Annotated in this window: 9 protein-coding genes; 6 read left to right on the top strand and 3 right to left on the bottom strand. The window is 41.6% G+C overall.

From position 1 onward, the window contains the following. Positions 1 to 14: 14 nt before the first annotated feature. Positions 15 to 347 (bottom strand): DUF565 domain-containing protein, encoded by a 333-nt coding sequence (locus HWQ58_RS08240; protein WP_292775454.1) that lies wholly within the window; start codon positions 345 to 347, stop codon positions 15 to 17. A 712-nt stretch (positions 348 to 1,059) separates the two neighbouring features. Between HWQ58_RS08240 and HWQ58_RS08235 the strand changes: the two genes are divergently transcribed. Next, positions 1,060 to 1,686, top strand: a complete 627-nt coding sequence (locus tag HWQ58_RS08235; RefSeq protein ID WP_292860227.1) for a hypothetical protein — start codon at positions 1,060 to 1,062, stop codon at positions 1,684 to 1,686. Between the two features lie 395 nt (positions 1,687 to 2,081). Next, on the top strand, positions 2,082 to 4,001 hold the full coding sequence (locus tag HWQ58_RS08230; protein WP_292860225.1) for a glycosyltransferase family 39 protein: 1,920 nt from the start codon (positions 2,082 to 2,084) through the stop codon (positions 3,999 to 4,001). 65 nt (positions 4,002 to 4,066) lie between these two features. On the opposite strand, the gene HWQ58_RS08225 is transcribed toward HWQ58_RS08230, so the two are convergent. After that, the gene (locus HWQ58_RS08225; protein WP_292860365.1) at positions 4,067 to 7,303 is read right to left on the bottom strand and encodes an ATP-binding protein; all 3,237 of its coding nucleotides are present in this window, start codon (positions 7,301 to 7,303) and stop codon (positions 4,067 to 4,069) included. Positions 7,304 to 7,963: 660 nt separating this feature from the next. Here HWQ58_RS08225 and HWQ58_RS08220 point away from each other — a divergent pair. The 4 genes from HWQ58_RS08220 to HWQ58_RS08205 all read left to right on the top strand — a co-directional run bounded on the left by HWQ58_RS08220 (position 7,964) and on the right by HWQ58_RS08205 (position 12,925). Then, positions 7,964 to 8,545 carry a KaiA family protein gene (locus HWQ58_RS08220; protein WP_292860223.1) on the top strand — a complete coding sequence of 194 codons (582 nt, stop codon included), beginning with the start codon at positions 7,964 to 7,966 and terminating at the stop codon, positions 8,543 to 8,545. Positions 8,546 to 8,654: 109 nt separating this feature from the next. After that, positions 8,655 to 8,969, top strand: a complete 315-nt coding sequence (kaiB, locus tag HWQ58_RS08215) for a circadian clock protein KaiB (RefSeq protein ID WP_292860220.1) — start codon at positions 8,655 to 8,657, stop codon at positions 8,967 to 8,969. 76 nt (positions 8,970 to 9,045) lie between these two features. After that, positions 9,046 to 10,608, top strand: coding sequence for a circadian clock protein KaiC (kaiC, locus tag HWQ58_RS08210; protein ID WP_292860218.1), 1,563 nt, complete (start codon positions 9,046 to 9,048; stop codon positions 10,606 to 10,608). Between the two features lie 103 nt (positions 10,609 to 10,711). Next, positions 10,712 to 12,925 (top strand): TolC family protein, encoded by a 2,214-nt coding sequence (locus tag HWQ58_RS08205; protein ID WP_292860216.1) that lies wholly within the window; start codon positions 10,712 to 10,714, stop codon positions 12,923 to 12,925. A gap of 74 nt (positions 12,926 to 12,999) precedes the next feature. Here the strand turns inward: HWQ58_RS08205 and HWQ58_RS08200 are convergent. Next, positions 13,000 to 13,212, bottom strand: a 213-nt coding sequence (locus tag HWQ58_RS08200) for a hypothetical protein (RefSeq protein WP_292860213.1), incomplete at its 5' end; no start/stop codon positions are given.

Below are 13,212 nucleotides of genomic sequence, written 5' to 3'. Positions count from 1 at the left end.
AATTCTCCATCTGACTACGATCCCAGCTTAAAAGCTTCGAGAAACAGGCTGTAGATGAAACCAACTTTCAGGAGATTTAGTGAGTCTACCAAGAGTGATCGCCTATCCAAAAAGCTGCGACTATAAAATATTCTGCTGGTAATTTCCGTCAACAGTACTAAAAAACCAGCTGCCACAATGTCTAACTCTGCCCGTTGTCCAGCTGTAGTGGAAACTGCGTTTCCCAGAAAAAAACCAAACAAAAAACTAATTATCAGCAACGATAGTCGTCGCCAAGGATTTAAAAACCATTGCCCAAAGCGTGTAGCAATGGCATCGAACAAGTTATTGAGACGAGTGTTTTGCATCAAAGGGACTTCTGGGAAAAGTCAAGATATCTTGAAATATATCTATATTAAGGTAAGGAGGATATTGGTTTTAGCATCAGCTGGTTTGTTAATATTATAGATATCTACTGGAATTCCAGTATTTATTCAAATTTGACTATTCTATCATCTTCTTCAGAAGTACAGTTTCTTAGAGGGTGTTTGGAAACAATAATATTTAGTTTGATCCCCACGTTCCAGCCTTAAAAAATGGGAAAATGATTCAAAATTCCCCTTTTTAAAGGAAGTTAGTCCGTTATACGGATTTGCTGACTTGTATTCATCTATGGAAGTAAGCTACTCGTAGCGTCTCCCAACAGGAGAAGATAAAATACACTACTTAGATTTATCTGACGTTTAGCAAAAAGACGCCTTGTTGAGGCTGCTAGCGGTTTCAGGGAACTTTTGTTTTTTTATACAAATGAAATGGCGGAATAGGTATCAAAGTTATCTTGTTTTTATCCATACTTACGGTCAAAATCCAAAGTAATGGGTGTCTGTACCTCTCGTGTTTCAAACATCAAAGAGATTATATCCTGCAAATGTTTTCTAATCAAAATGATATTTATCATACATTTGTGTTTCTAATTTTAAGAAAGTCTATATTTGGCTATTTTGTGTGATTGCTTTTTGGGATAATAGGCTACTATTTGGTCAAGCCTAGACAAAATATTTATTTCTAATAACTATCAATATGAAATCTTCAGTGTATCGTAACGTCGGTATTACAGCTTTGTGCTTGGGACTGCTTGTTGCTCTGGTGGGATGCTTTGGAGTGAGTGTATCTTTTGAGTCCACAAACCCAGATACATCTTCAGAACTGCCAACAGAAACTCAAGAGTGGCAGACAACTTCGGTTGTACCTGAAAAAGGTATTTCTGCTAGTCTATCTACACCAGCGCCTACCCCAACCAATCAAGTAGAACATAGCAGTAAAGAGAATACTTATCCTGTCTTGGCAGAGCGTGATAAATCAGCAAGCATTGCCAAGGATCAAGGGACTTTGCGAATGAGCAATCAAACAAATCAGCCTGTGCGGCTGGTTTTACTGGCACGACAGTCGGTAGCAAAAGGATCTAGTAAAAAACAGACTCACTATGATGTACCGGCACATTGGGATTTTGCTCCCCAAGAAGGTAGTGAGAAGGGACTGGTTCTATCCCTACCTCAGAATAATTTAAAGCTGGAGAAGGGAGATGTTTTAGTTGCTTTTGCACAAGATGGTTCCCGTCGTTACTGGGGCCCTTATATTATTGGCGAAACTCAATTACCTAAGTGGAATTCCCAAAACAGAGAATGGCAACTTGTGCTGAGTCAATAAATATTGCTAACTGGTAAATATTGAGTACGGAAGCAATTTTTAGAGAGTGGGCATTGTTTACCGTTTACTCAAACCTTTATTTTTACATCCTTACCAAGCCCCGTGGGGGTGTAGGGGTGTAGGGGTGTAGGGGTTGCATGGTGGTAGGGGGGGGAAGAACTAGCCCCAACCACCCGCATGAGTCTTTAGCCCTGCCTAAGAAGGGCAACCGTGAAGTCCTTTGGTTTCAATCCCCGTCCAACACCTTACACCCTTAAACCCTTACACCCCTAATGAACCTACAGTTGGTAAAGTGTTAAGTAATGGATAGAGGAAAATTGTTGAATTAAAAACTCCCAAGAACAAAAGATCGATAACCAACGACTATTGATTAGTGATTGTTGACTATTGACTAAATGAGAATGAAATTGAGTGTTAAGCACACTGTTGATCGGTGGTTCAACAAAATAGCAAAAAATCCAGCCCTGAGTGTAACTGTATCGATTTTGTGGTTGATGGTAGTTGGCTGGGTGGCTTTTGGGTGGAATTTGGGCAACACTGGCTTGATTGATGAGACAGAGCCGCTCTTTGCCGAAGCTTCCCGCCAGATGTTCGTTACAGGTGATTGGATTACCCCATTTTTCAATGGTGACACTCGTTTCGATAAACCTGCTTTAATTTACTGGTGTCAGGCGATCGCATATCACATATTTGGCGTGAATGAATGGGCAGTACGCCTTCCTTCCGCGATCGCAGCATTCGGCTTAGTTTGTTTAGCTTTTTACACCATCCAGTGGTATCTGGCTAAACAAGACGAATTAGAACAAGTTTCACGTCCAACTCGTCGCTACTTAACATCTTTTATAGCAGCAGCACTCATGGCACTCAATCCCGAAACTATTATTTGGGCGAGAACGGGTGTCTCTGATATGCTACTCACCGGATGTATGGCATCGGCTTTGTTATGTTTCTTTCTAGGGTATGCAGGGAAGGAAGGGAGTAGGGAGCAGGGAGCAGGGAGCAGAGGAGCAGAATTAATCACCAATGTCCAATCCCCAATGTCCCATGCCCCATTTCTTAATAAGTGGTACTTAGCTTTTTATGTGCTGATTGCTGGTGCAATTTTGACCAAAGGCCCGGTGGGAATTGTTTTGCCGGGGCTAATTGTTGCTGCTTTTTTGCTTTACGTGGGTAAAGTACGAGAGGTGTTGCGGGAAATGCACCTTCTCGTAGGTATACTGATAATTCTCGCTTTGTCAGTGCCCTGGTATGCTTTAGTAATTTGGCGCAATGGCTGGAATTACATTAACTCCTTTTTTGGTTATCACAACCTGGAACGCTTTACAGAAGTAGTTAATGGTCACTCAGCACCTTGGTATTTTTACTTATTAGTCGTGCTATTGGGTTTTGCACCATACTCAGTGTATTTACCAGCTTCTATAATCAGACTAAAGTTTTGGCAGCGATCGCATTGGCGATCCCTTGAACGTTTTCAGCAATTTGGTTTATTTGCCTGGTTCTGGTTTGCTAGCATCTTTGCCTTTTTTAGCATTGCCGTTACTAAACTCCCTAGCTACGTATTGCCTTTAATGCCAGCAGCAGCAATCCTGGTAGCCTTGTTGTGGAGCGACTTTTTTTTAGATACAAAGACACGGCAAACAATTCCTGTTTCCCCCTCTCCCACTCCGTCCATCTCCGCGTCTTTGCTGCGAATGAGTGGTTGGGTGAATGTAGTATTTTTATCAGTTCTGGCAACAGCACTGCTGAACATAACCCACATATTAGGTACCGATCCAGCCATCAGTAACTTCCACGAACTAATTCAAAAATCTGGTTTACCAGTAATCGCGGGTCTAATTTGGCTAGTTTGTGCTGTTTTGGTTGCGGGTTTATTATTGAGTCGCCGCTGGAACTACATTATCAGTATTAATTTAATCGGGTTTGTGGCGTTTATAATTTTTGTCTTAACGCCTGCTTCATTCTTTATCGATCGAGAACGTCAATTACCCTTAAGGGAATTGTCTGCGGTCATTCTAGAAGCAAAACAACCAAACGAAGAATTGATTATGCTTGGCTTCAAAAAGCCTAGTGTGGTATTTTACAGCCACATCCACGTAAATTATTTAAAATTTCCTAAAGAGGCTGTGGAGCATATTAAAAACCAGGCTGCTAAAGGACTAAAACCTTCCTCAGTGCTGCTGTTGACCGAACAAAAAAAGTTTTTACAAATGGACTTACAGCCAGATGATTACAAGAATTTATCGACCAAGGGTGCTTATAACTTGGTTCGAGTTCCTTTTAAGAAAATGAAAAATGAAAAAATAGACATATCATAAAAGGTCATTAGTCATTGGTTATTCACAAAGGACAAAGGACAAAGGACAAATGATTAATGACCAGATTAACATTTGTCATTTTGACCGTTAACAGCTAAAGCTTGATTGATTTGGTTTAATAGGTCTTCCATTGATATTGATCGCGGTAATATTTGGGTAGCGATCGCACCAACAACAGTTTCTATCGATTCCAAACCATTCTTCTTCTGCTTGTTAATTTCCTGATAAGTTACTCCATCCGGGAAACTGGTTTCTGAACGATTAAATCGCTGATTTAATACCAAAATTGGTGGCAACTTTAAAGGCGAATCTCCTAATGTTTTCAGTGCTTTGAGTACATCTTTGTGGATAGAGGTTTCTCCTAAACAAATTAGCAGTAAGTCAACGCTTTCGTGGCGAATTTGTTGCAACACTTCTGCCCAACAAGGACTCATCGCCGCTTTGAAGCCTGCTGTTTGGAGGTATTGAATTAAGGCTTGGAACCATTCAGATCCGCGTTCAGCAGTTTCACTACTAATTGAGCAATTTTTTTCTGTCCGATAACCCTTGGCTGGCTTACGCCTTACCTGGGGGAAATCCCGCAGCATTGTTAAATCCACTACTAAGATGTTGGCAGGGCAGCAAATACCAGAAGCAATTTCCAGTACTGATAGTAAGGCATCTGTTTTTTCGGTGCGACTGCTGTTGTCTTTCGCAAATGGTGTTAAGTAAGGAAATACAGATAGCCCTGGTATTTTAGAAGCTATTAGGGTAGTTGCAACATCACAAGTAACCAGTGGTATAGCTGCTAAACGCGGATGTCCAATTAGTTGTTGCAAATAAATTTGGGCGGTGGTACTTTCTACATCTAGCAAAATGACATCAAACTGCCATACCCGCGCCAAAAGTTCTGCCTGCTCTAGGTCATCTACTTCAATCACCCGATGTTCTCGAAGTGAGGGGTGGGGATTGACAGATTCCAACTGGGGATTTACCAACCTGAGAATTCGCAGTGGGGTTTTAGTTGGGGTAATTGTACTATTGTTTAACCCTTGCTGCAAAATTGCTTGTGCAGTACATAATTTTTCTAGAACTGGTGCTAAGACCTGATGCTCTACTGGCAAACTCAAAAAACCATCGGCTCGGTTAGCAAATGCTTGCTCCTTTTCGGCTCCTGTCGCTGTCACAATTACAGATATATGACGGGTTGCGGTGTCAGATTTTAGTAAAGTCAGTACATCCCAACCTGATAGCAGGGGTAACAACGGATTTAAAAATATTGCTATTGGTTGCAAGCGCCGCGCTTTTTCGACTGCTTCTGTCCCTGATCGCGCAATCACTACCCGATATCCTAAACCTTTGAGTTGTTCGGTCAAGTCTTCAATATATCGAGCTACAGCCTCGACTACCAAAACCAATCGTTGCGAACTCGCAGGATGATGCTGTGTGGGCGTACTAGGATGTTGACGAGCGGCGGCGAGATTTTCCCGTGTCGGTTGGTATCGTGTCTCCTCATCTTCTCTGATTTCCATATCTGGTTCCGAAAAGCCTGTTTTCGGAGGGCTGGGTGGCAGAAGTAGTGTAAACTGGCTGCCTTTACCTTCACGCGATAAGAAGCTGACATCTCCTCCGTGGAGACGAGCCAAGGCGCGAGTTAATACTAGCCCCAAACCAGTGCCTTCAAATTGGCGAGTGAGAGGATTTTCTAGTTGTTGGAATTTTTGAAAGATTAAGTGTTGCTGGTGTTCAGGAATACCAATACCTGTATCCCAAACTGTAAAGGCAATCCATCCTTCCCAACGACTCACTCGCAGCCCAATTTCGCCAGATATTTCGGTGAATTTAAAGGCGTTGGAAAGTAGGTGTACTAGCATCTGGCGTAAGCGCAATTCGTCTGCCACCATCTGATCTAAACCTAGTTCAATGGAAAGACTGAATTGGGGAGCAGATGAACGGGCATTTGCAGGTGGCGGGGCAGATGTTGCTTTGGTGGTTTGAGTGTGGATAGCTTTGGCTTCCGATAGGGCGCGATCGCACACAGCCCGAATTTTCACCGGAGTCAGCGTCAAATCCATTTGTCCCGTTTCCATCCGGGTCAAATCTAAAATGTCATTCACCACACTCATCAGGTGGCGTCCGCTTTGATGAATCAGTCCCGCATAACGGGCTTGACGCTCGTTAAGTTCTCCCAACTGCTGATCCACTAGCAAGCGCGATAATCCCAAAACGGCAGTTAGGGGAGTTTTGAGTTCATGACTAATACAAGCTAAAAACTCGTCTTTTAACCGATTTAGTTGAATTAAATCCGCATTCTTCGCTGCTAGTTCTTTACAAAGTTGCTGCTGTTGAGTGACATCAGTAGCTAAAACCAACCACAAATCAGTGCTGAGTGCAATCTCCTCTTCGGCACTCATAACTTTAAACTCAGGACTATCTAAGGGAATTTTGGCAAACTGCCAGATTTGCTCTTGACCATTTTGCACTTCGACAACGCAGGTACAAGTACCCACCTGACTATCCAAATAGCATCGGCTGTATGCAGCATCACTTAATGTTTCTTGCTGAATCAGTTCTTCTTCACTATTATGCTCATTCTCCCTACCATTGGCATGAACTTTGATTGCTGGTTGGGTGACATATTCTGCTATTTCGGAGCGTTTAGGGACAAGTATTGCCTCCACCTGTTGCCTAACCCCTTCTGGATCTTTCAAGGTTCCTAATTGCTGCCACCAGGCGGGATTTCGCGCTACCACCTCGCCAGTACCCGTTTGCAACATCAAAGGCCAAGGCAGTCTTTCTAGCAAGTGTACCAGTGGCTGGTGTTTTAACGAATTGGATTCATTTGGTTCACCATCATACTCATGGCGATGCTCGCTAGACCTTTGTAAGCCAGCCATACGTTCTTGAGCCAGCGATCGCAACAGGCGTGAACTATCTAGCAGCCCCAAATACCGACCCTCAGAGTCAATCAGCGCCCAATCTAAGTTTTGGGGTTTTTCGACTTGTGAATCGCACCAGCGTAAGGTTAATCGCTCTACACGCTCCGAAGCTGATATTGTATGTATTGGCTCAATTAGACCTTGACCCCAGGTAGAGAGCGATTGTTGTAAATTTAGATTTTTATCGTCACTTTGTGCTAATAATTTTGGGATTAAACGGGCAGAATACAGCAATCCGATGGGGCATTGCTGTTGATTCACTACTACCAAGCGATCGCACTGCTCTTGCTCAAAAATCTCCAACACCACTGCCAGAGAACTTGTTTGGGGGCAGCTAGGTACGGTTGCCTGAAAGTCATAAAGCGGGTAATCTAGCATTAACATAGGGATTTGGGGGTCATTCTTCCTGTGGAACCCTCCGGCATTTCCATCTGCCAGTTGATGGTCTTTTCGCCTGAAGTCATATCTTTTAAGAAGACTCATATAAGCAACTCTGGTTATTTCAACGCCATTAAAACAACGGGATTTACCCTAACGGACACGGGAATTGCGAACGAGTACATTTTTCCAAGAGGCGACGTTTCTAATTTTTAGCAACTAGCCAGCCTCCCCAGTGTCTTACTGGTATTTAAACTCCTCATCGATAGCGACGGCTAAAACAATTATGGCCCCAAAGATTCGCTTTAGAACCTTGAGGAATTATAATGATTTGGAATGCGACAATCCTTTAAGTTCGTTTAAGTATCTTATCAAGGAGCAAAATAAAAAAATCTATCTATTTATATACATAGATATGTAAATCATGAGTTAATTATTGTGTCTTGCTATGCCGACGGATACCTCACCATCAAAGACCTACTAAGTTCTACCAGTTAGTTGCTCCACTAGATTGTTAAGTGTGTAGCACTATCTGTTCGCATAAAGCGTTATTTTGGGGTTAAATTACCAGTTGACTGCACACCCAGTATCCCCTATAAGCGTTAGCCAAACTTATCAGCCCGCGTTTCTTGGTCAAGGCGATCAAGGAGATATATTCAAGAATAGATGTTATTACCGATATTGATTCTGCAATTTAATGTTAACAAATGCTTAAACAATCCAGTTGACTTAGCCAACCTAAAAGGTTTGAGTACGTGGGTGGGGAAATTGATGGATGCAATTATTGCCCAATTTTGCTACTTACCTGTTGCTGCAACCACATCTGTAAAAATCAACTATTTACCAAATTGGTCGCAACTAAATCCAAGTCAGGCATACACTAGCAAGTACGTTTATGTATTTGCCAGTCAGATGCAAAAAAGTCAACAGCATTTTCAGGAGATGACTCCAGAAGAAAGACAAGGATTATTAAGACAGCTTAAATTAGATTATAGCTTGATTCTTATAGATTATTTTACTACAGACAAAACACTCAAAGAGAAAATTGATAAATTTATCAATACTATATTTTATGCTAATATTCCGGTGCCCCAAATAATCGAAATTCACATGGAGATAATTGAAGAATTTTCTAACCAGCTAAAATTAGAAGGAAGGAGCAATGAAACGTTACTTGATTACCGCCTAACGTTGATCGATATCTTGGCTCACCTGTGCGAAGTTTATAGGAGTTCGATTTCTAAATAAATTAAGTTTATTGCTGTAGATTCAAATTGGAATAAGCTACTGGTGTTAGTTACTCCCAATGCGCGAACGCATCTTGTTATTTTTATGCTCATAACTAGCTATTAAGTATATGATTAAAGCCAGAAAAACCTACGTTCTTAAGCTTTACGTAGCCGGAAATACTCCGAATTCAGTCCGGGCATTAAAAACACTCAAAGATATTTTAGAGCAGGAGTTTGAAGGTGTTTATGCTTTAAAAGTGATCGATGTATTAAAAAGTCCGCAACTGGCGGAAGAAGATAAAATATTGGCCACACCAACATTATCTAAAATTTTGCCTCCACCCGTTCGCAAAATTATTGGGGATCTTTCAGATAGAGAAAGAGTGTTGATTGGATTGGATTTGCTCTATGAAGAACCGAGTGAAGAAGATTTTGAAGAGTAAATTTTTAATTATAAAAAATTGAGTCCAAACTTTAATCATAAGAAAACAGGTTTTAATATCCTTTTGTTATCAAGCAATGAGTGAAAACGAGCAACTAGAACCAAAGCAACCACCGAAAATTGGGGGTATAGAAAAAATTCGGACGATGATCGAAGGGTTTGACGATATTAGTCATGGTGGTTTACCAATTGGTAGAACTACCTTGATTAGTGGTACATCTGGCACAGGCAAAACCTTATTTTCTCTTCAGTTTCTCTATAACGGTATTACCTATTTTGATGAAGCAGGAGTATTTGTTACCTTTGAAGAATCACCGAGTGATATTATTAAAAATGCTCATGTTTTTGGTTGGAACTTGCCCCGCTTAATTGAAGAAGGCAAGTTGTTTATTCTTGATGCATCTCCCGATCCAGAAGGTCAAGATATCGTGGGAAATTTTGACCTTTCTGCACTCATTGAGCGCTTGCAATATGCCATCCGTAAATACAAAGCTAAACGAGTTTCAATCGACTCAATAACAGCAGTATTTCAGCAGTATGAAGCGATGGGAGTAGTGCGACGCGAAATTTTCCGCCTAGTAGCACGTCTCAAACTACTAAGTGTCACCACTCTAATTACCACTGAACGTAGTGAAGAATATGGGCCTGTTGCCTCTTTTGGAGTAGAAGAATTTGTTTCCGATAATGTAGTAATTGTTCGCAACGCTTTAGAAGGAGAACGCCGCCGTCGCACAATTGAAATTCTCAAGTTGCGCGGCACAACTCACATGAAAGGCGAGTATCCCTTCACGATTACTAATGAAGGAGTTAACATCTTCCCACTCGGAGCAATGCGCTTAACTCAACGTTCTTCTAATGTTAGAGTATCTTCTGGTGTCAAAACCTTAGATGAAATGTGCGGTGGTGGTTTCTTTAAAGATTCAATTATTTTGGCAACAGGAGCCACAGGTACTGGTAAAACCTTATTAGTAAGTAAATTTATTCAAGATGGCTGCCTCAATGGAGAACAGGCAATATTATTTGCTTATGAAGAATCACGCGCTCAACTATCTCGTAATGCTTCCTCTTGGGGAATTGATTTTGAAGAATTAGAACATCAAGGTTTACTCAAAATAATCTGTACCTATCCTGAATCAACTGGTTTAGAAGACCACTTACAAATTATTAAATCAGAAATTGCTATTTTCAAACCTGCTCGGATTGCCATTGATTCCCTATCAGCACTAGCTAGAGGAGTTACGAATAATGCATTTCGACAGTTTGTAATTGGTGTGACAGGTTATGCTAAACAAGAAGAAATTACTGGTTTCTTTACTAACACAACCGACCAATTTCTGGGAGCGCATTCGATTACTGACTCTCATATTTCCACGATTACCGATACAATTCTGATGTTACAGTACGTAGAAATTCGCGGAGAAATGTCGCGGGCAATTAACGTATTCAAAATGCGCGGGTCTTGGCATGATAAGGGCATTCGTGAGTATAATATTACTGCTGACGGGCCCGAAATTAAAGATTCTTTCCGAAACTACGAACGGATTATCAGCGGTGCACCTACTCGCGTTAGTATCGATGAAAAGGCGGAACTTTCTCGCATTGTTAGACGTTTTGAAGACAAACAGAGTTCCGAACCCTAAATTTAGTATCGTAGTATATTCTTTCCTAAGTTTAGTATCGTGCTATATTCTGTGGTGAAGAAAGGTTTTCTGCCGCTAGATTGATTTTCGTGTGAGGGATGCGGTGAAAGGACAGCAATTATTTTATAGCTTCTTACCTGGTGTAACAGCAGCGGTTTTAACAACTCAGCCTGCTTGGGCTGGTACTGCGAAACTAACTGGGGTACAACTGGCGTCTTCTCCTAGTGTTTTGACTTCTACTTATAGTCAAGGCTTGGTTGTGGACACCATAAATAGGCAACTGCCTAACAGTGCAAATGTTAGTGTTCCAACCCTAGTCCCTGAAGAGGGTTTTACTAAACTTAGTATGAAACCTTTAAGTAATAACAGTATTCCAGTATTTACGGCTGAAAATACTGTTGTGCCAATAAAACAACTACTTAAGAAAGATAAAGGTAGATTTTTCAGTTTGACACCTACCTCTAATCCTTCCCAACCTCAAAACAACCAAAAACAGAGTAATTCAACCGCTTATGAGCAGAAATTAAAGAAGATAGTAGTTCCCAACTACACTTCAAAACCCCCTTCTGTCCAAAAAGGAATTTTGTCCCTGTCTTCTACGCAGCAGCCAGTGGTTCAAAAGATAAATACTGTTACTCACTTGCAAACATTTTTACAAACTTCAGCCACAGGTGCAGGAGCAGCAAAACTGTTGTCAGCGCAGAGGTGTCCACAGGAGTTGAGCAAAAGCAAAACTGACTCCTTGGCTGATTTGCTAATAACCTCAAGCACTTGCTTACAACAAAATGCTATTGGTCGCTTGGCTCAGAGTAATACCACGATTCCGGCAGATTCGACGCCAATCACTGTGCCAGGAACCGTAACTCCTGCACCAGGGGGTTTGGTGCAACCTGCTACTTTACCAGGAACCGTAACTCCTGCACCAGGAGGTTCGGTGCAACCTGCTGTACCAACAACCGTAACTCCTGTGCCGTCAGGGCGGGTACAAATTCCAGAGAACCTGATTCCTAACTCAAATCCCCTACAATTTCCCACCAAACCGGAGGAAGTGAGACTTCAGGAAAATCAACCAATTACTTTGGCACAGGCTTTGGAGTTAGCACGGCGGAATAATCGGGATTTACAGGTGTCTCTATTAGAGCTAGAACGCAATCGAGCGTCTCTACGCGAGGCGCAAGCTGCTTTATTGCCCACTCTGGGAGTTAGCACCGATATTACTCGTGGTCAGTCTGCTAGTAGTCAGCTTCAAGACAAATTAAGCGCACGAAATGGCTTTCCCTCTAACCAAGATCAACCCAGTACATCTTTCAATGGTTCAGCACAACTTTCATATAACCTTTATACTTCTGGGAGAGTGCAAGCTAGCATCAAAGCGGCTGAAGAACAGGTACGTTTCTATGAGTTGGCTGTAGAAACTCAGTCTGAGACAATCCGTTTGAATGTTGCCACTGACTACTACAATCTGCAACAAGGGGATGAACAAGTACGCATTAGTCAGTCGGCTGTAGTGAACTCTGAGGCTAGTTTACGTGATGCAGAAGCTTTAGAGCGAGCTGGGGTTGGTACGCGGTTTGATGTGTTGCGATCGCAGGTGAATTTAGCAAATGCCCAACAAAATTTAACTAATGCTAGATCTCAGCAGTCAATTTACCGTCGTCAATTAGCAACTCGGATAAGTTTGCCGCAAGGAATAAATATCAGTGCCGCTGACCCTGTACAATTAGCTGGTCTTTGGAACCCAACCCTAGAACAAAGTATTGTGTTGGCTTATCAAAATCGTCCAGAACTGCAACAGCAGTTAGCACAACGTAATATTAACGAGCAACAGCGTAGACAAGCTCTTGCAGAACTGGGTCCTCAAGTTAGTTTGGTTGCTAGCTACAACCTGCTAGATCAGTTCAGTGATAATGTCAGCGTTACTGATGGTTATTCATTCGGAGTTCAGGCAACCCTAAATTTGTATGATGGGGGAGCAGCAAGAGCAAGAGCAGCTCAACAGGAAGCTAATATTGCGATCGCAGAAACTCAATTTGCTGAACAGCGCAATCAAATTCGCTTTCAGGTAGAACAAGCCTATTCTACCCAGCAATCTAGTTTGGAGAATGTTCAAACCGCTAATACCGCTTTAGAACAAGCTAGGGAAGCTCTACGTTTAGCACGTTTGCGATTCCAAGCTGGTGTAGGTACTCAAACTGATGTCATTAACTCTGAAAATGATCTCACACAAGCTGAAGGTAATCGAGTCACAGCAATTTTGGATTACAACCGCGCTTTAGCTCAGTTACAACGGTCTGTTACCCTCAGAGCATTCCGCTAATACTGTTGACTTATCTCTCAATTAAAAATTTTAAAAGCCTCATTTTTCAATAATTAAATTGAAGAATGAGGCTTTTAGCTTATTTTTTCATTTAATACTAATTCAAAAAATGATTGCGACAGATAGACAGAGAAAACCCAGATACACCAAGCGGTTTCCAATCCAAAATCTAAAATCCAAAATCCAAAATCTAAAATCGTATCAGATTGGTGGTAGGAGGAATAAAGGGTTAACTCACATCTTGCACCTAACCGAACAAACCCATAAAAGGTAAATAAAAAGTACAA

Source organism: Nostoc sp. LPT, from assembly GCF_017115165.1.
In the GTDB taxonomy this organism is placed as follows: Bacteria; Cyanobacteriota; Cyanobacteriia; order Cyanobacteriales; family Nostocaceae; genus Nostoc.
Note: the sequence above shows the minus strand (reverse complement) of the source record. Positions and strands in the feature narration are given on the sequence as shown.